The following is a 24856-nucleotide window of genomic DNA, read 5'->3' on the forward strand; positions in this document are numbered from 1 at the left end:
AATTCAGGCGCTACGTCTTTTGTGTGGCGCATGCGGCGTAAATGGGTTTTTCGATGCAATCCGAAGCTCAATCCCAATCCAGTAGCAAGATCGTTTCAACCGAGCCGGTGTTCGGCGGCCAGGCGGCGCGGCGCAAGTCGCACGCGGTCGACGTCCGTTGGGGCGGCCAGCTCGTCACCATCGGTGGCGACGCACCCGTGCGCATCCAGTCGATGACCAACACGGATACCGCGGACGCCATCGGCACCGCGATCCAGATCAAGGAACTGGCGCAAGCCGGCTCGGAGCTGGTGCGTATCACGGTGAACACGCCGGAAGCGGCCGCGGCCGTGCCGGCCGTGCGCGAGCAGCTCGACCGCATGGGCGTGTCGGTGCCGCTGGTCGGCGACTTCCATTACAACGGCCATTTGCTGTTGCGTGACTACCCCGCGTGCGCGGAGTCGCTGTCCAAGTACCGGATCAATCCGGGCAACGTCGGCCACGGCGCGAAGCGCGACACGCAGTTCGCGCAGATGATCGAAGCCGCGGCGAAGTACGACAAGCCGGTGCGTATCGGCGTCAACTGGGGCAGTCTCGATCAGGACCTGCTCGCGAAGATGATGGACGAGAACGCCGCGCGTTCCACGCCGTGGGAAGCGCAAAGCGTGATGTACGAAGCGCTCATCCAGTCGGCGATCGGCTCGGGCGAGCGGGCGGTCGAACTCGGTCTGTCGCGCAATCAGATCATTCTGTCGTGCAAGGTGAGTGGCGTGCAGGATCTGATCGCCGTGTACCGCGAACTCGCGCGCCGTTGCGATTTCGCGCTGCATCTCGGGTTGACCGAGGCGGGCATGGGGTCGAAGGGCATCGTCGCCTCTACCGCGGCGTTGTCCGTGTTGCTGCAGCAGGGCATCGGCGACACGATCCGCATTTCGCTCACGCCGGAACCGGGCGCCTCGCGCACCGGCGAAGTGATCGTCGGCCAGGAAATCCTGCAGACCATGGGTCTACGCTCGTTCACGCCGATGGTGATCGCGTGTCCGGGTTGCGGCCGTACCACCAGCACGCTGTTCCAGGAACTGGCGTCGCAAATCCAGACCTATCTGCGCACGCAGATGCCGGTGTGGCGCGATCAATATCCTGGCGTCGAGAAGATGCACGTCGCGGTGATGGGTTGCATCGTCAACGGTCCGGGCGAGTCGAAGCAGGCCAATATCGGCATCAGCCTGCCGGGCTCGGGTGAGAACCCGGCCGCGCCGGTGTTCATCGACGGCGAGAAGGTGAAGACGCTGCGCGGCGATAACATCGCGCAAGAATTCCAGCAAATCGTGAGTGACTACGTCGAGCGCAGCTACGGCCGCGCCACGGTAGCCAACTAAACATCGGCTCTCGAAATACAGATGACTGAACAGAAGAAAAAGCTCGAAAAGCTCTCCGGCGTGAAGGGCATGAACGACATCCTTCCGCAGGAAGCCGGGCTGTGGGAATTTTTCGAAACGACCGTCAAGTCGATGCTGCGTTCGTACGGATACCAGAATATTCGTACGCCGATCATCGAGCATACGCAGCTGTTCAAACGCGGTATCGGTGAAGTGACCGACATCGTCGAGAAAGAGATGTATAGCTTTACCGACGCGCTGAACGGTGAAAATCTGACCATGCGCCCGGAAAACACGGCGGCGGTGGTGCGCGCGGCGATCGAACACAACATGCTGTACGACGGTCCGAAGCGCCTGTGGTACATCGGCCCGATGTTCCGCCACGAGCGTCCGCAGCGCGGCCGCTATCGCCAGTTCCATCAGGTCGGCGTGGAAGCGCTCGGCTTTGCCGGTCCGGACGCCGACGCTGAAATCATCATGATGTGCCAGCGTCTGTGGGACGACCTCGGCCTGATGGGCATCAAGCTCGAAATCAACTCGCTGGGCCTCGCGGAAGAACGCGCGGCGCACCGTGTCGAATTGATCGCGTACCTCGAAAAGCACATGGACGTGCTCGACGAAGAAGCGAAGCGCCGTCTCTACACGAATCCGTTGCGCGTGCTCGATACGAAAAATCCGGCCATGCAGGAAGTCGCGCAGAACGCGCCCAAGCTGATCGATTTTCTCGGCGAAGAATCGCGCGCGCACTTCGAAGGTTTGCAGCGCATTCTGAAGGCGAACAACATCCCGTTCACGATCAATCCGCGTCTCGTGCGCGGTCTCGATTATTACAATCTGACCGTGTTCGAATGGGTGACCGACAAGCTCGGTGCGCAGGGCACCGTCGCGGCCGGCGGCCGTTACGATCCGCTGATCGAACAACTTGGCGGCAAGCCCACGGCGGCATGCGGCTGGGCAATGGGCGTCGAGCGGATCCTCGAATTGCTGAAGGAAGAGCAGCTCGTGCCGGAAGACGAAGGTTGCGACGTGTATGTGGTCCATCAGGGCGACGCGGCGCGCGAGCAGGCGTTCATCATCGCCGAGCGTCTGCGTGACACCGGCCTCGACGTGATCCTGCATTGCAGCGCCGACGGTCAATCGGCCAGCTTCAAATCGCAGATGAAGCGTGCCGATGCAAGCGGCGCGGCCTTCGCCGTGGTGCTTGGCGAAGACGAGATCGCCAACGGCACGATCGGCGTGAAACCGCTGCGCGATACAAATGCTAACGGCGGTAAAAACGAGCAACAAAACGTGCCGGCCGAAGACTTGACCGAATTTCTAATCAATGCGATGGTTGCAACCGCCGAAGACGGCGACGACTGATCGCGATGTCGTCGAGCCGGTTGGTTTTCAATCGGGTTCGACACGCACACGTAGCAAGAAAGAGGAAATCGCCGGGCAATGAGTTACCACGACGAACAAGAATCGATTGAAGGTCTGAAGGCATGGTGGGCGCAGTGGGGCAATGCAACCACGTGGATCGTGCTGGTGGCGCTGGTGGCCGCGGCCGGCTGGAACGGCTGGAATTTCTGGCAACGGCGCGAGGCGGCGGAAGCCGCCGTGCTGTATGACCAGGTCCAGCAAGCCGTGGCATCGGGCGACAAGGCGAAGATCACGCGCGTTGCCACCGACATGGAAGACAAGTTCAGCCGCACCGCGTATGCGCAGATGACCGCGCTGGGCGCCGCCAAGGCGCTGTACGCCGCGGGCGACGAAGCCGCCGCGAAGGCGCAACTGCAATGGACCATCGATCACGCGAAAGATGACGAGTTCAAGCAGATCGCCAAGCTGCGCCTCGCTTCGCTGCTGCTCGACGACAAGGCGTATGACCAGGGCCTCGCATTGCTCGCCGAACCGCAGTCCGACGCGTTCAAGGGCATCGTGGCGAACGGCCGCGGCGATCTGCTCGCCGCTCAAGGCAAGCGCGACGATGCGCGCGCGGCCTACAAGCTCGCGCTTGACTCGCTGTCGAAAAACGATAGTTCGGCACGCCAGTTGATTCAGTTCAAGCTGGACGCGCTGGGCGGCTGATCGCCGCAGGCAGTGCGCCGCGTGCAACGACCAACCGGTCTCCTTTAATTAATTTCCTGAATGCTTCGTCCACCGATGAATCTGCTGAAACGTTACGCTGTGCCCGTTGCCTGTGCGATGACCGTGCTCACCATGGCGGCTTGCTCATCCACGAAAGACGAGCGCCGCGTGCCGACGCCGCTCACCGAGTTCAAACCCGTGCTCGACGTACAGCAGGCCTGGAAGGCGAGCGTCGGCAAGGCGGGTCGTTACCTGTTCTCGCCGGTTGCAGTCGGCAATGCGGTGTACGCGGCTGGCGCGAACGGTTCGGTTGCGAAGATCGACGCGCAAACCGGTCAGGACATCTGGCGCGTCAAGCTGCACGACGATCTCTCGGCAGGTGTCGGCAGTGACGGCACGCTTACGGCGGTCGGCGGTCTGAAGGGCGACGTCTACGTGCTCGGCGCGGACGGCAAGCAACTGTGGACCGCCAAGGCGCCGGGCGAGATCATTTCGCCGCCGCTCGTCGGCAACGGCCTCGTGGTGGTGCGTACGGTCGACGGTCAGATCGTCGCGTTCAACGCGCAAACCGGCGAGCAGAAGTGGAACTATCGCAACCGCGCGGTGCCGCTCAATCTGCGCGTGTCGTCGGGCATGACGTTCGCGGGCGACGCAGCCGTGCTCGCCGGTTTCCCGGGCGGCGCGTTCGCGGCGATCAACCTGCAGACGGGCGACAACTACTGGCAAACGCCGGTGTCCTATCCGAAGGGTGTGACGGAAGTAGAGCGTATCAACGACGTGACCGGTCCGCCCACTTTGGTCGGTTCGGAAACCTGCGCGGTGACGTTCCAGGGCCAGATTGGCTGTTTCGACGCGAACTCGGGCCGCGCCGTGTGGGAAAAGGCGTTCTCCAGCACGAGCGGCCTGGCGCAGGATGATCGCGCCGTGGTCGCGGCGGACGACTGGTCGGTGGTGTCGGCGTTCGACGTCAGCAACGGCGCGTCGCTGTGGAAGAACGACAAGCTGAAGAACCGTGACCTGAGCGTGCCGTTCATTTTGGGTCACGCCGCTGTGCTGGGCGACTATCAAGGTTACGTGCACTTCCTGTCCCGTGACGACGGCACGCTCGTCGCGCGCGTGAAGACTGACGGCAGCCCGATTACCGCGGCACCGGTACTCGCCGGTGAAACGCTGGTGGTGCTGACGCACGACGGCGACCTGTACGGCTACCGTCCGCGCTGATCGCGCGAGGCAATCGCCGTCTAGCGTGCAGGCCGGCTTCGCCGGCCGCGCGCGTTTTTGTCGAGTTTTCCGTTTGAGTTGTAGTTGCAGGGCAGAGTGAGTAGAAGAATTCGCCGGACTGGCTGGTCCGGCAAGTCGGATCAGACATGGCGCACGAGCCCACGTGGCCATCGGTGGTTGCTTGCGGCACCACTTTCGGCGGCATCTTCGTACATACCGCAGAGAATCGTATTCGAACTGGCGTGCGAGCCGTCGAGCAGTAGACTGAACCTGGCGGCCCCATGGCGCCGCCCATACAGCCAAACCCCCGTCCGCCCGGGTGCGCATATTGACAGCACATCCGGGGCTGGCCGAATTCGTGATAATTTTCGTCAAACGCTGCCGTGTAGCGGCCGCATGGCGTCGCTACGCGGGCGGTCGATTTCGATCCCGCGTTTCACCGTGAACAACATCTGATGAAACCCGTTATTGCCCTCGTTGGGCGCCCCAATGTGGGGAAATCCACGCTGTTCAACCGGCTCACGCGCTCGCGTGACGCTCTGGTTGCCGACCTGCCCGGTCTCACGCGCGATCGCCATTACGGCGAAGGGCGCACCGGCGAGCGGCCGTATCTGGTCGTCGACACCGGCGGTTTCGAGCCGGTCGCGAAAGACGGCATCCTGCACGAAATGGCGCGTCAAACCCGCCAGGCCGTCGAGGAATCGGACATCGTCGTGTTCATCGTCGACGGCCGCAATGGCCTCGCGCCGCAGGACAAGTCGATCGCCGACTATCTGCGCAAGGTCGGCCGGCCGATTTTCCTCGTCGTCAACAAGGCGGAGGGCATGAAGTACACCACCGTCGCCGCCGACTTCTACGAACTCGGTCTCGGCGACCCGCGCGCGATTTCCGCGGCGCACGGCGACGGCGTCACCGAAATGATCAACGAGGCGCTCGAAGTCGCCTACGCCGGTCAGCCGGAAGAAAACGACGACGAGAAAGCCGCGCGCGGCGTGAAGATCGCGATCGTCGGCCGCCCGAACGTGGGCAAGTCGACTTTGATCAACGCGCTGGTGGGCGAAGAGCGCGTGATCGCGTTCGACATGCCGGGCACCACGCGCGATTCGATCTACGTCGATTTCGAGCGCGGCGGCAAGCCGTACACGCTGATCGACACCGCCGGTCTGCGCCGCCGCGGCAAAGTGTTCGAAGCGATCGAGAAATTCTCGGTGGTGAAAACGCTGCAGTCGATCTCCGACGCCAACGTCGTGATCCTGCTGCTCGACGCGCGCCAGGACATTTCAGAACAGGACGCGCACATTGCCGGTTTCGTGGTGGAGCAGGGCCGCGCGCTGGTGGTAGGCGTGAACAAGTGGGACGGTCTCGATCCGCATGTGCGCGACCGCACCAAGGCGGACCTCGAGCGCAAACTAAAATTTCTCGACTTCGCCAAATTCCATTTCATTTCCGCCGCGGAAAAAACCGGGATCGGCCCATTGATGCGCTCGGTCGACGACGCCTACGCAGCCGCCATGGCCAAGCTGCCGACGCCGAAGCTCACGCGCGCGTTGATCGATGCCGTCGAATTCCAGCAGCCGCGCCGCCGCGGTCCGGTGCGCCCGAAACTGCGTTACGCGCACCAGGGTGGACAGAATCCGCCGATCATCGTGATTCACGGCAACGCGCTCGACGCGATCACCGAAACGTACAAACGCTACCTGGAAAACCGCTTCCGGGAAACTTTCAAGCTGACTGGGACTCCATTGCGCATAGAGTTCAGATCGTCGACGAACCCTTACGCGGATAAAGGCTAGACCCAGGCTGAAACCCGCGTGTGTGCTGGCTTTGGCCGCCTGGCCAGGCCTCCCGCGCAAAAATGAAAATCGGCTATAGTGTAGCGGTTGACGGTGGATCTCTTTTTCTTCCTCGTCAATTAAGTCAACCTGCAAAAAAATACGGAGTTTGCTATGAGCAACAAAGGGCAATTGTTACAAGACCCGTTTTTGAACGCACTGCGTAAAGAGCATGTGCCGGTGTCGATCTACCTGGTCAACGGCATCAAGCTTCAAGGGAACATCGAATCGTTCGACCAGTACGTCGTGTTGCTCCGGAATACGGTCACCCAGATGGTCTACAAGCACGCAATCTCGACAGTCGTGCCAGCCCGTCCGGTGAATTTCCACCCGGATTCTGAACAGTCCTAACCCCCGTCGCGGCCGGCGTAACGTCGCCCGTTGGCGATTACTCCCGGCCGCCTCATTTTGATACCCTCCAATTTGATCAATGCAGCGCTTGTCGGCATCGACTTCGGTAAGATCGATTTCGAAGCCAGCCTAGAAGAACTCAGCTTGCTCGCGCAAAGCGCGGGCGCGAATCCCTTAGTCACCCTCACCGGGCGCCGGTCCAGTCCCGATGCCAAGATGTTCGTCGGCAGCGGCAAGGCCGAAGAACTGCGTCTTGCGTGTGAGGCGAACGACATCGAACTCGTCATTTTCAATCACGCTCTGGCGCCTGCACAGCAGCGTAATCTGGAGCAGGCGCTTAATCGGCGCGTGATCGATCGCACCAGTCTCATCCTCGACATTTTTGCGCAGCGCGCCCGCAGCCATGAAGGCAAGCTGCAGGTAGAACTCGCGCAGCTGCAGTATCTGTCGACGCGACTGATCCGCGCATGGACCCACCTGGAACGGCAAAAAGGCGGTATCGGTTTGCGCGGCCCTGGCGAAACGCAGCTCGAAACCGACCGCCGTTTGATCGGCGAGCGCATCAAGGCGCTCAAGACGCGGCTCGAGAAACTGCGCCGTCAGCATGGCACGCAGCGCCGCGCGCGCAGTCGCAATCAGACCATGTCGGTGTCGCTGGTCGGTTACACGAACGCGGGCAAGTCCACGCTCTTCAACGCGCTCACCAAGGCTCAGGCGTATGCCGCCGACCAGTTGTTCGCGACGCTGGATACCACCTCGCGGCGCCTCTATCTCGGCGACGAAGCGGGGCAGGTCGTGGTGTCGGATACGGTCGGTTTCATCCGCGAACTGCCTCACCAACTGGTGGCGGCGTTTCGCGCCACGCTCGAGGAAACCATTCACGCCGACCTGCTGCTGCACGTGGTCGATGCATCGAGCGCGGTGCGGCTCGACCAGATCGATCAGGTGAACGAGGTGTTGCACGCAATCGGTGCAGACACGATCCGCCAGGTGCTGGTCTTCAACAAGATCGACGCGGTGCCGGAGTTGGCGGCCCGTGGGGACGCGGTTGAAAGGGACGAGTATGGTAATATTTCGCGCGTCTTTTTGAGCGCGCGCACGGGGCAAGGGCTGGACACACTGCGCGCTGCCATCGCTGAAATCGCAACTGCCGAACCTCTTTCCGAAACGCTGGTCGATCTCTCGGAAGAAGACCGGTCGGCAGCACCACGCGACGACCGCAAGGTCCCAGAACTCGGGCACTGACCCGTTCCAAATTGCACTGACCCGCTGTCTACTCTGGTGAACGAACACAGGTGAACGATTACAACGAGCGGAGTATCTGGCTGCGCATGCGCGCCATGCTGTCACTGAACGATCCGCGCTGGGGCCGTGGGGACGGCAATGGTGACCGGCAACGTCCAAACGAGCCCAAGCGTCCGCCGACCAAGGACGGTGAAGGCCCGCCCGATCTCGACGAGATGTGGCGCGATTTCAACCGCCGTTTGAGCCGCGTGTTCGGCCGCAAGGGCGGCGGCGCGGGCGGTGGCCGTCCGGACAATGGTCGTGGCGCGCGTATCGGCGTGGGCATCGTGATCGGTGTGCTGCTGGCCATTTATCTCGGCAGCGGTGTGTTCGTCGTGCAGGACGGTCAGGCCGGCGTCGTGATGCAGTTCGGCAAGTATCGCTACACGGCGGGCCAAGGTGTGCACTGGCGTCTGCCGTATCCGTTCGAAGCGCATGAACTCGTCAATATCGGCCAGATCCGCCAGGTGGAGATCGGCCGCAATAACGTGGTGCGTCTCGCGAATGTGAAAGACGCGTCGATGCTCACGCACGACGCGGATATCGTCGACGTGCGCTTCGCCGTGCAATACCAGGTGAAGAAGCCGACCGACTACCTGTTCCGCAGCGTCGATCCCGATCAGGGCGTGATGCAGGCCGGCCAGGCGGCGGTGCGCAGCATCGTCGGCGCGCGTAGCACCAATGACATCCTCTATCAGGATCGCGAAACAATTCGCCAGCAACTGATGGCGGCGATCCAGCAATCCCTGGATGAATACCAGTCCGGACTCGCCGTGACCGGGGTGACGATCCAGGGTGTGCAGGTGCCCGACCGAGTGCAAGCCGCATTCGACGACGCCGCCAAAGTCCGTCAGGAAAACGAGCGCGCCAAGCGCGATGCCGAAGCCTACGCCGCGGATCTTCTGCCGCGCGCGCAAGCCGACGTGGCTCGCCAGATCGACGAAGCGAAAACCTACAGCGACAAGACAGTGGCCCAGGCACAAGGCGACGCCGAGCGCTTCAAGCAGGTCTACGCGCAGTACTCGAAAGCGCCCGCTGTGGTTCGCGAGCGCATGTACCTGGACACCATGCAGCAGATCTATTCGAATACGACCAAGGTGTATGTGGACAGCAAGAGCGGCAACAACGTCCTGTATCTGCCGCTCGACAAGCTGGTCGAGCAGACCCGCCAGCGGGTCGCCAATGCTGCCGCCGCATCGGGCGCCACCTCGGCCGTTGCCGCGCCGCCCGCGGCGAGCAGTGCCGCGTCGCCGTTGGCTACACCGTCTGCCTCTGCAACTGGCTCCGCGGCCTCGGCGCCTGCCGCGGCCGCCGCACCGGCCAGCCAGGCCGCGGCCAGCAGCGACGCGCTGCGTTCACGCGACTCCTTCCGCAGCCGTATGCGCGAAGACGACGTTCAATAAGGAGCGCACATCATGAACAAGATCATTGCGCTCGTCGTGGCTATCGTCATTGTGCTGTTCGCTGCTTCGTCGATGCTGTTCGTCGTCGATCAGCGCCACATGGCGGTGCTGTCCTCGCATGGCGACGAGGCGCCGAGCCTGCTCGGCCCTGGCCTGCACGTGAAACTGCCGCCGCCGCTGCAAACGGTCACGTTGGTCGACAACCGCATCCAGTCGCTCGACGCGCCGGACGAAGACCGCTACGTGACATCCGACAAGATCGATCTGCTGGCCAACCCGGTCCTCAAATACCGCGTCACCGATCCGCTCAAGCTACTCGCCGAAACCCGCGGCGATGCGCAGAGCCTGCCGGACCGGCTCGCGTTGCTGTCGCGCAGCGCGCTCGGCGATGCGTTCGCGAAAGTCACCCTGTCCGACGCGCTCGCGCGGCAGCAGGCCGTCGCCGACGAAGCGCGCGCCGCGATGGACAAGGCTGCGGCATCGCTTGGCGTGTCGGTGGTCGACGTGCAGTTGACGCGCGTCGATTTCCCCGCGTCGATGGCCGACTCCGTCTACAAGCGCATGATCGCCGCGCGCCAGCAGGTCGCGGCCGACGAACGCGCGAAGGGCACCGCCGAAGCCGACAAGATCAAGGAAGACGCGGTCGGCCAGCAACAGGCGATTCTCGCGGACGGTTATCGCCAGGCGCAGACCATCAAGGGCGAGGGCGATGCCAAGGCAGCGCAAATCGCCGCCGACGCTTACGGCAGCGACCCGCAGTTCTACCAGTTCTATCAAAGCATGCAGGCGTACAAGAACACCTTCAAGCCGGGCGACGTGATCGTGGTCGACCCGAGCAACGAGTTCTTCCGCTTCATGCGTAGCCCGACCGGCGGCGCTGCCCCGGACGCTCCCGCGGTCCCGCGCAAACCCTGATAACCGGAACGCCGCGGCACCCGCATCGCGGCCCTTTGACTCGCATGGATATAGCCGGCTCGTTACTGCTCGCGATCGCGTTGATGCTGATTATCGAGGGAATGTTTCCCTTCGTTTTTCCGAGCGCCTGGCGCGACACGTTCCGTAAAATAGCGGAACGGCCGTCGCATCAGATTCGCGTGGGTGGCCTGATCGTAATGGTGCTCGGGCTGATCCTGCTGTTTATCGTGACTTGATGCGGCTTGTTTTGCCGATGGCCTCGCGGCCTGGCGGACTGGCGGCGGCGCGGGTCATACATAGCCCGGCGGCCGCAAGCAAGCAGCCGCGGCGTGAACGCCGCGTAGTGCATCGCCCCGCGGCCAAAAGCCGGATGCGGTCGTTGCCGGCAATCCAGACGCCCGCGATGGCCGCCAAAATCGAGCCGCCGCCCGCCATTCACACTCACTTACCGGCGCACTCAGCCGCCGTGTTCAACGTCGTAGGACTGTATCGATGTCGACCTGGTTACTTCCCGAGAATATCGCCGACGTGCTGCCGTCGGAAGCCCGCAAGATCGAAGAATTGCGGCGCCATTTGCTGGACCGTTTCCGCTCGTACGGCTACGAGATGGTCATGCCGCCGTTGCTCGAGTACATCGAGTCGCTGCTGACCGGCGGCGGACACGATCTGAATCTGCGGACCTTCAAACTGGTCGATCAACTGTCCGGGCGCACGCTTGGTCTGCGCGCGGACATCACGCCGCAGGTCGCGCGTATCGACGCGCACCTGCTGAATCGCCAGGGCGTGACGCGTCTTTGCTATGCGGGCAATGTGGCGCATACGCGTCCGCGCGGCCTGCACGCCACGCGTGAGCAGATCCAGATCGGCGCGGAAATCTACGGACACGCCGGTCTCGAAGCGGACCTGGAAATCCAGCAACTGATGCTCGACGCGCTGCGTCTGGCCGGCCTCGCGAAAGTGCGCCTCGATCTGTGCCACGCGGGCGTGCTCGCCGCACTGATCGAAGCCGAGCCGGCCGCGGCCGAACTGGGGCAGTCGCTTTATGACGCGCTGGCGGGCAAGGACGTGCCGCGTCTCGTCGAACTGACGGCCAACCTCACGCCGGTGATCCGCGACGCCTTGCGCGCGCTGCCCACGCTGTACGGCGACGCCTCGGTGCTCGACGAAGCCCGCGCTCGCTTGCCGAACGCGCCGGCCATCGCTCGCGCGCTCGACGATCTTGCGTTCCTCGCGAGCCAGGTGGACGGCGCCGAAGTGATGATCGATCTCGCCGATCTGCGCGGCTATGCTTACCACAGCGGCGTGATGTTCTCGGCGTATGTGGACGGTGTGCCGAACGCGGTGGCGCGCGGCGGCCGTTACGACCACGTGGGTCAGGCGTACGGCCGTGCGCGGGCGGCTACCGGCTTTTCGCTCGATCTGCGCGAAGTGGCGCGGATTTCACCAGTCGAAGCACGCAGCAGCGCGATTCTCGCGCCGTGGCAGCACGACGAAGCACTGCGCGTGAGCGTCGCCGCGTTGCGCGATGCCGGCGAAGTGGTGATTCAGGCGCTGCCCGGCCATGAACACGATCTGGACGAATTCGCGTTCGACCGCGTGTTGGTCGAGCGCAACGGTAACTGGGTCGTCGAATCGCGCGCCTGAGCGCGTTGACCGAGTGTCTGTTAGACGCGCTTGAGGGCGATCCTCAGCGCATCTCAGGCGGCATCGAACGTGCCGCTAAAACGCGGCGCGGCCACCGGTCGCGCTACTTTCGCCATACCCAACATAACGTGCATACCGTTGAGCGGAAACGGAAAAATTCGGAAGGTTCCGCGAACATAGGTAGAATACGTTTTTAACCAGCTTACGAAACAACATGTCTGCCAGCGCAGTGAATGTGAACCCCGGGCGTAACGTCGTCGTCGTGGGAACCCAGTGGGGTGATGAGGGCAAGGGCAAGATCGTCGACTGGTTGACGGACCACGCTCAAGGCGTCGTTCGCTTCCAGGGCGGTCACAATGCCGGTCACACGCTCATCATCGGTGGCAAGAAAACCATCTTGCGTCTGATTCCGTCGGGCATCATGCATCCCGGCGTCGCGTGCTACATCGGCAATGGCGTCGTGTTGTCGCCGGAAGCGCTGTTCAAGGAAATCGGCGAGCTCGAAGCCGCCGGGGTCGATGTTCAGAATCGCCTCTTCATTTCCGAAGCCACCACCCTGATCCTGCCGTATCACATCGCCATCGACCAGGGCCGCGAAGCGCGCCGTGGCGCGGGCAAGATCGGCACCACCGGCCGCGGTATCGGCCCGGCCTACGAAGACAAGGTGGCGCGCCGCGGTTTGCGCGTGCAGGACCTGTTCGAGCCGGAGACCTTCGCCGAACGTCTGCGTGAAAACCTCGACTATCACAACTTCGTGTTGACGCAATACCTGGGCGTCGCCGCTGTCGACTTCCAGCAAACGCTCGACACGATGCTCAGCTATGCCGACCGTTTGAAGCCGATGGTCACCGACGTGTCGCGCCGTCTGTACGACGCGAACGCCGCCGGCAGCAACCTGCTGTTCGAAGGTGCGCAAGGCACGCTGCTCGACATCGACCACGGCACGTATCCGTACGTCACGTCGAGCAACTGCGTGGCGGGTGCGGCCACGTCGGGCGCGGGCGTCGGTCCGCAAAAGCTGAACTACATTCTCGGCATTACCAAGGCGTACTGCACGCGCGTCGGTTCGGGCCCGTTCCCGAGCGAACTGTACGACGCGGACAACGCCGCCCGTCAGGAAGCGATCGGCCTCGAACTGGCTACCGTCGGCAAGGAATTCGGCTCGGTCACCGGCCGTCCGCGCCGCACCGGCTGGCTCGACGCCGCCGCGCTGCGCCGCTCGATCCAGATCAACGGCGTGTCGGGTCTGTGCATGACCAAGCTCGACGTGCTCGACGGTCTCGACGAAGTGAAGCTGTGCGTCGGCTACACGGTCGACGGCAAGAACGTCGATCTGCTGCCGCGCGGCGCGTCGGAAGTCGCGCGTTGCGTGCCGGTGTACGAAACCTTTGCGGGCTGGAAGGAAAGCACCGTCGGCATCAAGGAATGGGACAAGCTGCCCGCGAATGCGCGCGCTTATCTGTCGCGTGTGCAGGAAGTCGCGGGCATTCCGATCGACATGGTGTCGACCGGTCCGGATCGCGACGAAACGATTCTGCTTCGTCATCCGTTCAAGGTTTAAGCCATGGTGCAAGGTGTACCCATGATTGCGATGAAAGATCCGCGCAACGACGACAAGAATCTGTGGGTCGGCTGGGACGAGTATCACCGGCTGATCGAATTGCTGGCGTTGCAGGTGCACGAATCGGGCTGGAAATTCGACAAGATCCTGTGCCTCGCGCGCGGCGGTTTGCGCGTCGGCGATCAACTCTCGCGTATTTACGATCTGCCGTTGGCGATTCTCGCCACGAGTTCGTATCGTGAAGCGGCCGGCACGGAGCAGGGCGAACTCGACATCGCGCAATACATCACCATGACGCGTGGCGAGCTGCACGGCAACGTGCTGCTGGTCGACGACCTGGTCGACTCGGGCGTGACGCTCGCGCGTGTTCAACAGCATCTGAAAGAGCGTTATCCGGCGATCACCGCGGTGCGCTCGGCGGTGCTTTGGTACAAGGGCTGCTCGAAGGTGAAGCCCGATTACCACGTGCAGTATCTGCCCACCAATCCGTGGATCCATCAACCGTTCGAGGAGTGGGATACGGTTCGTCCGCATAACCTCGGCGCGTGGATCAAGCGCGGCATGCAGCAGGCGCAGGAGTCGTCGGGGGAGTGATGCGCACTTCGGCGCCGAACGTGTTGCGTCGTACCTCGCGCCGTACCCTGCGCAGTCTCGCAAAACGGAGCCCATTGGGCTCCGTTTTTTTATGTGTGAGCCGGTGCGCGCGCGCTTCGCAAACCACGCATCGGCGATGCCGGCAATGCGGTTCGCGCAGCAGACGCGCTCATATCGCGGTGCTACACTGCGCGGACCATCACGTGGTGTATCCACAACAAGCCGGGCGGCGCCATGCTGGCAGTTTAGAATGGCGGTCGTTTTTCCGCTCAGGGAACGGATTTCCTCGCGTTTATGACAGATAACAATCACGTGCACAAACAGCCTCTGCCTTCCCTCGCTCTCGCTGCGATCGGAGTGGTGTTCGGCGATATCGGCACGAGCCCGTTGTACTCGCTGAAAGAAGCCTTCAGCCCCTCTCACGGCATTCCGCTGACCGATCAATCAATCCTGGGTGTGATCTCGCTGCTGTTCTGGGCGATCGTGATCGTGGTCGGCGTCAAGTACGTGTTGTTCGTGATGCGCGCGGACAATAACGGCGAGGGCGGTGTGCTCGCGTTGATGGCGCTGGCGCTGCGCTCGCTCGACGAGAAGTCGAAAATGGCCGGCTTGCTGGTGATGCTCGGCATATTCGGCGCCTGCATGTTCTATGGCGACGCGGTGATCACGCCGGCCATTTCGGTGATCTCCGCAGTCGAGGGTCTCGAGATCGCCGCGCCGCATCTGTCGCATTTGGTGCTGCCGCTGACCATGGTGATCCTCGTGCTGCTGTTCTGGATTCAGCGGCACGGCACGGCGATGGTCGGCCGTCTGTTCGGTCCGATCATGGTGGTGTGGTTCATTGTGCTCGCGGTGCTCGGCCTGTGGCATATCCTGCAGTCGCCGAATGTGATCCGCGCGCTGAACCCGTATTACGCTTACACCTTCATGGCCGCGCATGTGCTGCAGGCCTACGTGGTGCTCGGCTCGGTCGTGCTGGTGCTGACCGGCGCCGAAGCGCTGTACGCCGACATGGGCCACTTCGGTGCCAAGCCGATCCGCATGGCGTGGTATTTCCTGGTGATGCCTTCGCTGGTGCTGAACTACTTTGGCCAGGGCGCGCTGCTGATGCACGATCCAAAGGCCATCGAAAATCCGTTCTTCCTGCTCGCACCGGACTGGGCCTTGCTGCCGCTCGTCGTGCTCTCGACCGTCGCGACCGTGATCGCCTCGCAGGCCGTGATTTCCGGCGCTTATTCGCTGACGAGCCAGGCAATCCAGCTCGGCTATGTGCCGCGCATGAAGATCCTGCACACGTCGGAACTGGCGATCGGCCAGATCTATGTGCCGGTGGTGAACTGGATGCTGCTGTTCATCATTCTGTGCATCGTGATTGCGTTCAAGAGCTCGGACAATCTCGCGGCCGCGTACGGTATCGCGGTGACGGCCACCATGGTGATCACCACGATTCTCGCCTGCGTCGTGATGGTGAACGTGTGGAACTGGAACAAGCTGCTGGTGGCGCTGATTATCGGCGTGTTCATGACGGTCGATCTAGGATTTTTCGGCGCCAACCTGCTGAAGGTGGAAGAAGGCGGGTGGTTGCCGCTCGGCATTGGCGCGTTGCTGTTCTTCCTGCTGATGACCTGGTTCAAGGGCCGCATGATCGTCAAGGAACGCACGGCCGCGGACGGTATTCCGCTCATGCCGTTCCTGCAGGGCTTGCTCGCGCATCCGCCGCATCGCGTGTCGGGTACGGCGATCTATCTGACCGGCAGCGATTCGCTCGTGCCGGTGAGCCTGCTGCACAACCTGAAGCACAACAAGGTGCTGCATGAGCGCACCATCTTCCTGACCTTCGTGACGCGTGATATTCCGTATGTGAACGACTTGGAGCGTGTGACGGTCAAGGATATCGACGGCGGCCTGTATCTCGTCAAGGCGGCCTACGGTTTCAACGAAACGCCGGACGTGAAGGCGGTGCTGCTCGAAGTCGGCCGCACCCGCGACATGACCTTCGAGATGATGGACACGTCGTTCTTCCTCGCGCGCGAAACGGTGGTGCCGACGCAACTGCCGGGCATGTCGGTGTGGCGCGAACGTGTGTTCGCATGGATGCATCAGAACGCTGCGAAGCCGACGGACTTCTTTAGTATTCCGGCGAATCGGGTGGTGGAGTTGGGGACCAAGATCGAGATCTGACGGTCGCTGCTGATTCTCAAGCGCCTCATGTTCAAGGCGCGAAAAAAAGCCCACGCGAATGCGTGGGCTTTTTGTTTGGCGCTGGTGCGAGTGATCGACTGATCGAGCACCGCACGGTGCTCAACAAGCTCAACAAGCTCAGCAGGCGCGTGAGCGAATCACGCGCCCTAACCGCAGCAAACTTACTTCTGCTTGAGCTTGGCGAACGCAGCCGCCATCGCGCCGCCCGATTCCGGCTCGCGCGAGCGCTGTTGCGGCGCGCCGCGTCCACCGCCGCTTGAGCGGCCCGCGCCGCCGCGATCCTGCTGAGCGCCGCCACCGCTGCGCGCCGCGGCTACACCGACCTCGTCATCCATCCGCATCGTCAGCGCGATACGCTGACGCTTCACGTCGACTTCCAGCACCTTCACCTTGACGATCTGGCCGGCCTTGACGACTTCATGCGGGTCCTTGATGAACTTCGTCGACATGGCCGACACGTGCACCAGACCGTCCTGATGCACGCCGATGTCGATGAACGCGCCGAACGCCGCCACGTTCGTCACGACGCCTTCGAGCACCATGCCCGGCGTCAGATCGCTGACCTTCTCGACGCCTTCGCGGAACGTCGCGGTCTTGAACTCGGGACGCGGATCGCGGCCCGGCTTTTCGAGTTCGAGCAGAATGTCACGCACGGTCGGCAGGCCGAAACGATCGTCGACGAATTCCGCGGGCGACAGTCCGCGCAATGCGTCGCGATTGCCCAGCACTTCACCGACATGCTTGCTGATTTTCGCCAGCATGCGTTCGACGACCGGATACGCTTCCGGGTGAACCGACGAGCGGTCGAGCGGATTCTCGCCGTTGTTGATGCGCAGGAACCCGGCTGCCTGCTCGAACGTCTTGTCGCCCAGACGCGGCACCTTGCGCAGATGCTCGCGCGACGGGAACGGACCGTTCGCATCGCGATAGTCGACGATGTTGCGCGCCAGCGTGGCATTCAGACCCGAGACGCGAGCGAGCAGGGCGACGGAAGCCGTATTCGCATCCACGCCGACGGCGTTCACGCAGTCTTCCACCACCGCATCGAGCGAGCGGGCCAGTTCGCGCTGATTCACGTCGTGCTGGTACTGGCCGACGCCGATCGCCTTCGGCTCGATCTTCACGAGTTCGGCGAGCGGATCCTGCAGACGGCGCGCGATCGACACCGCGCCGCGCAGCGACACGTCCATGTCGGGGAATTCCTTCGCCGCGAGTTCGGAGGCCGAGTACACCGACGCGCCGGCTTCGGACACGACGATCTTCTGCAGCTTGAATTCCGGATGACGCGCGATCAGTTCGCTCGCGAGCTTGTCCGTTTCACGCGACGCCGTGCCGTTGCCGATGCTGATCAGTTCAGCCTGCGTCTGCGCGCAGATGCGCGCGAGTTTCGCGATCGAACCGTCCCAGTCGCGGCGCGGCTCGTGCGGATAGATTACGTCGGTGGCGAGCACCTTGCCGGTCCGATCGACCACCGCGACTTTCACGCCGGTACGCATGCCAGGATCGAGGCCGATCACGGCCTTCGGGCCCGCGGGTGCGGCCAGCAGCAAGTCCTTCAGATTGCGCGCGAACACGCGAATCGCTTCGTGCTCGGCTTCGTCGCGCAGATTGGTCAGCAGTTCGTTTTCGATGTGCGGCTGCACCTTCACGCGCCAGCACCAGCGGCACACGTCGGAGAGCCACTTGTCGGCCGGCCGGTTCTGGTTGGCGATGCCGAAGTGGCGCGCTATCATCGCTTCGCCCGGATGCGGCACCTGCGCGTCGAGTTCCTCGCCCAAGCCCAGCTTGACCATCAGCACGCCCGCATTGCGGCCGCGGAACAGCGCCAGCGCGCGATGCGACGGCACGGTGCGGATGGTTTCCGCGTAGTCGTAGTAGTCGCGGAATTTCTCTTCCTCGGCGTTTTCCTTGCCTTCCACCACTTTCGACGACACCACGCCCTGGTTGAACAGGTAGTCGCGCAGCTTGCCAAGCAGCTCGGCCGTTTCGCCGAACTGTTCCGAGAGAATGTCGCGCGCGCCGTCGAGCGCGGCCTTGACGTCGGCGACGCCTTTCTCGGCGTCCACGTAGGCGGCGGCTTCGGTTTGCGGGTCGAGCAGGGGATTGGCCAGCAGCGCGTCGGCGAGCGGCTGCAGGCCGGCTTCGCGGGCGATCTGCGCGCGCGTGCGGCGCTTCGGCTTGTACGGGAGATACAGGTCTTCCAGCACCTGTTTGCTGTCGGCGCCTTCGATCGCGGCGCGCAGCTCGTCGGTGAGCTTGCCCTGTTCGTCGATGCTGGCGATGATCGCGGCGCGCCGGTCTTCCAGCTCGCGTAGATACAGCAGGCGTTCCTCGAGGTTGCGCAGTTGCGTGTCGTCGAGATTGTCGGTCACTTCCTTACGGTAGCGGGCGATGAACGGAACAGTCGCTCCTTCGTCGAGAAGTTGCACCGCGGCCGCGACCTGGCGCGGCTGGACGGACAGTTCGGCGGCGATGCGCTGTACGATCTTGAGTGCTACGGTTTCCGTCATAAGGTCTTGGTGTTCCTGCGGACTCAGTTCGGGGGCCGCGCGCTGACGCTGCGTGAGGGCACATGAGGGCCACTTGAGGCACGTCGGGGCACGCCGGGCGTGCGCGCTGCGACCAGGTTGCTGGAGCGGGGCATTTTGCCATAAATGCAAAAGGGCTCAACCGCAGGGTGATAGAATTTCGGGCATGTTCCGTTGACCCTCTACGACGTTGCCGATCTCCTTGTCCCTCAACTGCCTGGGCTCCCGCTTGGTCTCTCGCTTGTCACAACTGCTGCCGTTTTTGTCGCCGGGTTCGTCACCGGGTTTGCCACGTTCTTCGTTCGCCTCGCTCGTGTCGGCGCCGCGCTCCGTGTTCAGGTCCGCGTTCCTCTCCAATGGGGTGTTTTTCGCGTCGTGCGCGTCGTGTGTGCTGGCCGTCGCGCTGGCCGTGTCCGCGCCGGCCGTGGCGCAATCCGTGACGCCGGCGAACAGCAGCGCGGCGCGGCCCGCAGGCGCCTTGACGCCGGCCGCAGCATCGGGCGCGCAGGCCATGAGCGCCACGAAGGCGCAGGGCGCTGCGAATGCCGACGGCACGGACAACGCCGGCAACGCGGTATCGTCGGGCAGCGATTTCGACGCGCGGCAAAAAGTCCTGGATCAGCGCACCGAGGAGAACAACTATCGCTACGGCGTCGCGGAACACGACTGCTATAGCAAGTTCTTCGTCAACTATTGCCTGAACAAGGCGCGCGACAGCATGCGCTCGGTGCAGGCCGACATTCGCAAGGAACAGCTCGCGCTCGACGGCGAACAGCGCACGCAGCGTGCCCGCGTGCGTGACGAGCAGGCCGCGATCAAGCGCGCGCAGGACGAAGCGAGCGCGCCGCAGCGTGCCGCCGAGGACGCGCGCAACGCCCAGGCTTACGAAGACAAGCAGCGTCAGCATCAGCTCGATCAGGCGCAGCGCGCCGCCGAAGCGCCGCAGCGCAGCTCGAATGCGCAGGCCTATCAGGAGAAGCAGCGTCAGCATGCGCTGGATCAGGCGCAGCGCGGCATCAGCCCGTCGCAGGCGGCGGCCAACCAGCAGGCGTACGATCAGAAGCAGGGCGACTTCCAGCGCAAGCTCGACGAGGCGCGTGCGCAAGGCGCGCAGAAGGCGCAGGAGCGCGTGCAGAAGCAGCAGAGCTTCGAGAAGAAGCAGGCGGACGCGGCGCAGCACAAGGCCGACGTGGAGGCGCGTCAGAAACAGGCGGCCGAGAAAGCCGAGCAGAAGCGTCAGGACGCGCTGAAACAGCAGCAACAGGAAGAGCAGCAAAAGCAGCAGCAACAACAGCAGTAAGCGTGCTGAAGGGGCCCTGAGCGTGTGTGACAGGGCCGTAGCCGCCGTAACGCGTTTTAAGCCGGACAGCAACCTCAGGTAGCGGGCCGCACACGCAGCCCGCGCCGTCGACGAGAGGAGGCGAGCATGCGCGATCAACATCACGTCATCAACGCGGACACACTTCGCGACCGCATTCTGCAACTGGAATCGGAGCATAGTGGGCTCGACCGCTTGATCGACCGAATGTCGGATGAGCCCGGCATCGACGACTTCGAGTTGCAGCGCCTGAAAAAGCGCAAACTCAAAGTCAAGGACACCATCATCTTGCTGCAATTGCAGCTCGAACCGGACGCACGCGCCTGAGTTCGCGGCCTGGCAGGCGCCGGGCGCGCGCCGCGCGAGCCGGACTTTGCAGGAAACGCTTGCCTTGAATTCACCGCTTGAAACTTCATCCCGTGCCACGCCGGGCGACGACGCATCAGGAGCCGTTACACCGGCGCCGCGTCCCGCCGCGTCCGCACTGAGCGCGTCGCTGAATCCGCGCCGCGTCGCCGAACTGGACGAGATCTTCGCCGCCAATGGTTTGCTGGCCCGTCAGATCGACGGCTACCGCTCGCGCGCGTCGCAGATCGAAATGTCGCGCGCCGTGGCCGCGGCCATGGAAGCGTCGGGCCGCGCAATGCCCGAGCCGGCCATGTTCGAGGCGCAGAAGCGCCCGGCGCGGCGTCTGCAGGGGGCAGGTGCCGATGCCGCCGCCGAGGCCGCTGAGGGCGCCGAATCGGGCGGGCTGGACGGCAGCGAGAACACGCTGATCGTCGAAGCCGGTACGGGCACCGGCAAGACCTATGCGTATCTGGTGCCGGCCATGTTGTGGGGCGGCAAGGTGATCGTCTCCACCGGCACGAAGCATCTGCAGGATCAGCTTTTTCAGCGCGACATTCCGACCGTGCGCGATGCGCTCGCGGTGCCGGTGTCGGTCGCCATGCTCAAGGGCCGCGCGAATTACCTGTGCCACTACTATTTGCAGCGCACCGCGGATAACGGCCGTCTGCCGTCGCGCCAGGAAACCTCGTATCTGCAGGACATCGTGCGCTTCGCGAAGATCACGCGCACCGGCGACAAGGCCGAACTGGCGAGCGTGCCCGAAACGGCCGCCGTGTGGTCGATGGTCACGTCCACGCGTGAAAACTGTCTCGGCCAGGAGTGCCCGCATTACAAGGACTGCTTTGTAATGCAGGCGCGCCGCGAGGCGCAGCAGGCGGATATCGTGGTGGTGAATCACCATCTGTTTTTCGCCGACATCATGTTGCGCGATACGGGCATGGCTGAGCTACTGCCCACCGCCAACACGATCATCTTCGACGAAGCGCATCAACTGCCCGAGACGGCGACGCTGTTCTTCGGCGAGACGCTTTCGACCACACAGTTTCTCGAGCTCGCTCGCGATTCAGTGGCCGAAGGTTTGGGGCATGCGCGTGAAACAGTCGACTGGGTCAAGCTCGGCGCGACGCTCGAGCGCGCCGCGCGCGATGTGCGGCTTGCCTTCAAGGAAGACTCGGTGCGCTTGTCGATCGGCCAGTTGCCTGACGATCATCCATTGTTCCCCGCGCTCGAAACGCTTGAAACCGAACTCGATGCATTGGCGTCCGCGCTGGCGGGTCAGGCCGAGCGAGCGGAATCGATCGGTGCGTGTCTGCGCCGCGCACGCGAGTTGCAAGGCGTGCTTGCCGGCTGGACCACGCCGCCCACGCAGACCGAGCGCGAGGCCGCTGACGCCGCCTCTGCCGATGGCAAAACCGAACGCGCCGACCCGAACGAAAAGGTGCGCTGGATCGAAGTCTTCTCGCATACCGTGCAGTTGCACGAAACGCCGTTATCGGTCGCGCCGATCTTCGCGAAGCAGCGCGCCGGTGTGCCGCGCGCGTGGATCTTCACGTCGGCCACGCTGTCGGTGCGCGGCGATTTCACGCACTACGCCGCGCAGATGGGCCTGAACGCGAAACGCTCGATGACGCTGCCCAGTCCCTTCGACTATCCGACGCAGGGGCTGCTGTACGTGCCGCGCAATTTGCCGCAGCCGTCATCGCCGATGTTCACCGACGCCGTCTTCGACGCCGCGTTGCCGGCGATCGAAGCATCGGGCGGCGGCGTCTTCATGTTGTGCACCACACTGCGCGCGGTGGACCGCATCTCCACCAAGCTGCGCGACACGATCGAAGCGCGCGGCTGGGACTATCCGCTGCTCGTGCAGGGCGATGCGAGCCGCACCGAATTGCTGGATCGCTTCCGCTCTTACGGCAACGCGATTCTGGTGGGCAGCCAGAGCTTCTGGGAAGGCGTGGACGTGCGCGGCGACGCATTGTCGCTAGTGGTGATCGACAAGCTGCCGTTCGCGCCGCCTGACGACCCGGTGCTGTCGGCGCGACTCGACGCGCTGACCAAGAAAGGCTTGAGCCCATTCGCCGTGCATCAGCTGCCGCAGGCCGTGATCACGCTGAAGCAGGGCGCTGGCCGTCTGATTCGCGCTGAGACCGATCGCGGCGTGCTGATGATCTGCGACACACGTCTCGTCGACAAACCGTATGGGCGCCGTATCTGGCAGAGCCTGCCGCCATTCAAGCGCACACGTGAGATCGAGGTCGTGCGCGAGTTCTTCGAAGAGAACGCCACGCCGGCACAACAGGCTGATCAGGCTGATTAGAATCAATCAACGCCGCTGTAAAAAGCGGCGCTTAAATGACAAAACGCCACGGATGTGAATCCGTGGCGTTTTGCTTTACTGCCCGGGAAATCGCGATGATTTCCCGGGCAGTTTTCGCCCAGAGGCGAACCCTATGCGACAGCTTACTGGCTTGCGCCCGAAGCCGGAGCAGCAGCCGAAGCAGCAGCGTCCGAAGCAGCAGCGCCTGCGTCCGAAGCAGCGGTCGTAGCCGAAGCAGCAGCGTCGCTCGCAGCAGCAGCAGCACCCGAAGCAGCAGCAGCCGAATCCGAAGCTGCAGCAGCCGGTGCCGAAGCAGCAGCTGCGTCGCTAGCCGGGGCAGCGGCTTGGTCGTTGCTCTTGTTGCACGCAGCCAGTGCCACAGCTGCCAACAGGGATGCTACGAGGAGGGATTTCTTCATGATCACGTCCTTTTATGGTTTAAAGGTAAGCAACAGCGCAAAATAAAACCGGTAATGTGCTCCAACACCGACCTGGGCCGCTGGTGGAGAAGCTCTTTTGACGAGCTCGAATCTTCCCTACGGCTTGGGCGGAAATTATATGCACTTTCGTACTGACAATCCATAAATCCGGGGTCAATACGTTGTCTTTCTCATACAAAATTTCACTGTACGGTATAGCAGGCAGGCAGAGTTACGCAAGCTCGCCCACTTGTATCCAGCCCGCACAATACCACTCGTGTAGCCGTGCTGTCACCGACGAATCGTGTGAGAGTGTTACAAAGCGTTTCGCACTCATACAGCGGTGATTTGCGAGGTCAAACAACCACTTTTTTGCGCCATTGAATGCCGTTTCCTCTCCATTTACGAAGAAAAAACGGCGGTTGTACAACAAATTAGTCTTGCGGTCCAGCCGAATACCTGACTTCGATGCCTGACTGATGAAACGGGCTTCATTAAGCGGCCTTTGCGGCGGATCAAAGACGACACTCGGCTTGGGTTCGCTGAGATACGTGCCAAGGAACGACGCAATATCCTGCTCATTCCATTTGACGCCAGCAAGGATTGCGCCAACCCTTTCGACCAACGCCGCGGGCAGCTCGGCCGGACGCTCGACGGCGGGTTGCTGCGGATCGCGATACAGCGCGCCTGGCCGACCCGCCGCCTCGCCGCGCTCGGCCAGATGATAGAGAAACTGCGCGGTCAATTCGCCCGCGGAAGGCGCGCGAAAACCGATCGAGCAGGTCATGCATTCACCTTCGGCGATGCCGTCGTGCGCGATGTGCGGCGGCAGGTACAACATGTCGCCCGGCTCGAGCAGCCATTCCTCTTCGGGCTGGAAATTCTGTAAAACTTTCAAAGGCAAACCGGCTTGCAGTGTCAGATCTTTCTGCGCGCTGATACGCCAACGGCGCTTGCCTTTTACTTGCAAAAGAAACACATCGTAGGAATCGAAGTGCGGGCCTACGCCGCCGCCGTCGCTTGCATAAGAGATCATGAGGTCGTCGAGACGCGCGTCCGGCACGAAGCGGAAACGGTCCAGCAAGGCGCGCGCGCGGTCGTCGTAGAGATCCACGCCTTGCACGAGGAGCGTCCATGCGCGTTGCTTCACCGAAGGCAGTTCGTCAGGCGCGAACGGCCCGTGTTCCAGTTGCCATTTATTGCGGAAATGCGTGATCAGGCGTGCTTCGACTTCGTCCTGGTCGGCCAGCTCGAAAAATTCGTCACGCGAGAGCGGCGCCTCGACGTTCGGGATCGCCTGGCGAATCAGCAGCGGCTTTTTCTGCCAGTACCGGCGCATGAATTGCGACGGCGTCAGATTGCCGAGAAGCGGTGTCGGCGTGTCTGGCGAAGGCGGGAGAACCGGAACAGCCGGCTTTGAAGCCGGCGACGAATTCCGTGCCGAAGCTGCGTCGGCCGGGTGGTCAGTGGGCCGCTTGGGCATCGTATAAT

21 protein-coding genes are annotated in these 24856 nt (G+C 63.0%); 17 read left to right on the plus strand and 4 right to left on the minus strand.

Annotation, left to right across the window (positions count from 1 at the left end; all coding sequences use genetic code 11):
• Positions 1 to 41 precede the first annotated feature (41 nt).
• From ispG to PQR42_RS18155, 14 genes are all read left to right on the plus strand, one after another.
• Entirely contained in the window at positions 42 to 1358 is a 1317-nt protein-coding gene (ispG, locus tag PQR42_RS18090) for a flavodoxin-dependent (E)-4-hydroxy-3-methylbut-2-enyl-diphosphate synthase (RefSeq protein ID WP_408387197.1), read from the plus strand.
• 21 nt (positions 1359 to 1379) lie between these two features.
• Positions 1380 to 2720, plus strand: a complete 1341-nt coding sequence (hisS, locus tag PQR42_RS18095; RefSeq protein WP_408203769.1) for a histidine--tRNA ligase — start codon at positions 1380 to 1382, stop codon at positions 2718 to 2720.
• A 78-nt stretch (positions 2721 to 2798) separates the two neighbouring features.
• Positions 2799 to 3428 (plus strand): YfgM family protein, encoded by a 630-nt coding sequence (locus tag PQR42_RS18100; RefSeq protein WP_408175882.1) that lies wholly within the window; start codon positions 2799 to 2801, stop codon positions 3426 to 3428.
• Positions 3429 to 3503: 75 nt separating this feature from the next.
• The gene (bamB, locus tag PQR42_RS18105) at positions 3504 to 4649 is read left to right on the plus strand and encodes an outer membrane protein assembly factor BamB (protein WP_408387196.1); all 1146 of its coding nucleotides are present in this window, start codon (positions 3504 to 3506) and stop codon (positions 4647 to 4649) included.
• A 455-nt stretch (positions 4650 to 5104) separates the two neighbouring features.
• Complete coding sequence (der, locus tag PQR42_RS18110; RefSeq protein WP_408203775.1) at positions 5105 to 6442, plus strand: ribosome biogenesis GTPase Der; 1338 nt, start codon at positions 5105 to 5107, stop codon at positions 6440 to 6442.
• A gap of 153 nt (positions 6443 to 6595) precedes the next feature.
• The gene (gene hfq / locus PQR42_RS18115; protein ID WP_006051315.1) at positions 6596 to 6832 is read left to right on the plus strand and encodes an RNA chaperone Hfq; all 237 of its coding nucleotides are present in this window, start codon (positions 6596 to 6598) and stop codon (positions 6830 to 6832) included.
• A 30-nt stretch (positions 6833 to 6862) separates the two neighbouring features.
• Positions 6863 to 8077 carry a GTPase HflX gene (gene hflX / locus PQR42_RS18120; protein ID WP_408387195.1) on the plus strand — a complete coding sequence of 405 codons (1215 nt, stop codon included), beginning with the start codon at positions 6863 to 6865 and terminating at the stop codon, positions 8075 to 8077.
• 50 nt (positions 8078 to 8127) lie between these two features.
• Positions 8128 to 9519: an FtsH protease activity modulator HflK gene (hflK, locus tag PQR42_RS18125; RefSeq protein WP_408203779.1), complete on the plus strand. Its 1392-nt coding sequence runs from the start codon at positions 8128 to 8130 to the stop codon at positions 9517 to 9519.
• A 12-nt stretch (positions 9520 to 9531) separates the two neighbouring features.
• A complete protein-coding gene (hflC, locus tag PQR42_RS18130; RefSeq protein WP_408387194.1) occupies positions 9532 to 10434 on the plus strand; it encodes a protease modulator HflC in 903 nt (300 codons plus the stop codon).
• A gap of 44 nt (positions 10435 to 10478) precedes the next feature.
• Positions 10479 to 10670: a DUF2065 domain-containing protein gene (locus PQR42_RS18135; protein ID WP_408203783.1), complete on the plus strand. Its 192-nt coding sequence runs from the start codon at positions 10479 to 10481 to the stop codon at positions 10668 to 10670.
• Between the two features lie 256 nt (positions 10671 to 10926).
• Positions 10927 to 12078, plus strand: coding sequence for an ATP phosphoribosyltransferase regulatory subunit (locus PQR42_RS18140; RefSeq protein WP_408387193.1), 1152 nt, complete (start codon positions 10927 to 10929; stop codon positions 12076 to 12078).
• A 214-nt stretch (positions 12079 to 12292) separates the two neighbouring features.
• Complete coding sequence (locus PQR42_RS18145) at positions 12293 to 13639, plus strand: adenylosuccinate synthase (RefSeq protein ID WP_408203787.1); 1347 nt, start codon at positions 12293 to 12295, stop codon at positions 13637 to 13639.
• Between the two features lie 3 nt (positions 13640 to 13642).
• On the plus strand, positions 13643 to 14233 hold the full coding sequence (locus PQR42_RS18150) for a phosphoribosyltransferase (RefSeq protein ID WP_168794484.1): 591 nt from the start codon (positions 13643 to 13645) through the stop codon (positions 14231 to 14233).
• Between the two features lie 294 nt (positions 14234 to 14527).
• Positions 14528 to 16414, plus strand: coding sequence for a potassium transporter Kup (locus tag PQR42_RS18155; protein ID WP_408203791.1), 1887 nt, complete (start codon positions 14528 to 14530; stop codon positions 16412 to 16414).
• A gap of 182 nt (positions 16415 to 16596) precedes the next feature.
• On the opposite strand, the gene PQR42_RS18160 is transcribed toward PQR42_RS18155, so the two are convergent.
• Both PQR42_RS18160 and PQR42_RS18165 read right to left on the minus strand, forming a co-directional pair.
• The gene (locus PQR42_RS18160; RefSeq protein ID WP_408387192.1) at positions 16597 to 18945 is read right to left on the minus strand and encodes a Tex family protein; all 2349 of its coding nucleotides are present in this window, start codon (positions 18943 to 18945) and stop codon (positions 16597 to 16599) included.
• 156 nt (positions 18946 to 19101) lie between these two features.
• The gene (locus PQR42_RS18165) at positions 19102 to 19485 is read right to left on the minus strand and encodes a hypothetical protein (RefSeq protein WP_408447027.1); all 384 of its coding nucleotides are present in this window, start codon (positions 19483 to 19485) and stop codon (positions 19102 to 19104) included.
• Here PQR42_RS18165 and PQR42_RS18170 point away from each other — a divergent pair.
• From PQR42_RS18170 to yoaA, 3 genes are all read left to right on the plus strand, one after another.
• Positions 19367 to 20263 carry a hypothetical protein gene (locus PQR42_RS18170; protein ID WP_408447022.1) on the plus strand — a complete coding sequence of 299 codons (897 nt, stop codon included), beginning with the start codon at positions 19367 to 19369 and terminating at the stop codon, positions 20261 to 20263. The genes PQR42_RS18165 and PQR42_RS18170 overlap by 119 nt on opposite strands.
• Positions 20264 to 20389: 126 nt before the next feature.
• Positions 20390 to 20608, plus strand: a complete 219-nt coding sequence (locus PQR42_RS18175) for a DUF465 domain-containing protein (RefSeq protein ID WP_007181361.1) — start codon at positions 20390 to 20392, stop codon at positions 20606 to 20608.
• A 64-nt stretch (positions 20609 to 20672) separates the two neighbouring features.
• Positions 20673 to 22946: a DNA repair helicase YoaA gene (yoaA, locus tag PQR42_RS18180; RefSeq protein ID WP_408387191.1), complete on the plus strand. Its 2274-nt coding sequence runs from the start codon at positions 20673 to 20675 to the stop codon at positions 22944 to 22946.
• A 143-nt stretch (positions 22947 to 23089) separates the two neighbouring features.
• Here the strand turns inward: yoaA and PQR42_RS18185 are convergent, their stop codons facing one another.
• Complete coding sequence (locus PQR42_RS18185; protein ID WP_083772052.1) at positions 23090 to 23365, minus strand: hypothetical protein; 276 nt, start codon at positions 23363 to 23365, stop codon at positions 23090 to 23092.
• A 232-nt stretch (positions 23366 to 23597) separates the two neighbouring features.
• Positions 23598 to 24848, minus strand: a complete 1251-nt coding sequence (locus PQR42_RS18190; protein WP_408493689.1) for a JmjC domain-containing protein — start codon at positions 24846 to 24848, stop codon at positions 23598 to 23600.
• Positions 24849 to 24856 lie beyond the last annotated feature (8 nt).

Origin of the sequence: Paraburkholderia sediminicola, from assembly GCF_046027355.1 — a bacterium.
In the GTDB taxonomy this organism is placed as follows: Bacteria; Pseudomonadota; Gammaproteobacteria; order Burkholderiales; family Burkholderiaceae; genus Paraburkholderia; species Paraburkholderia sediminicola_B.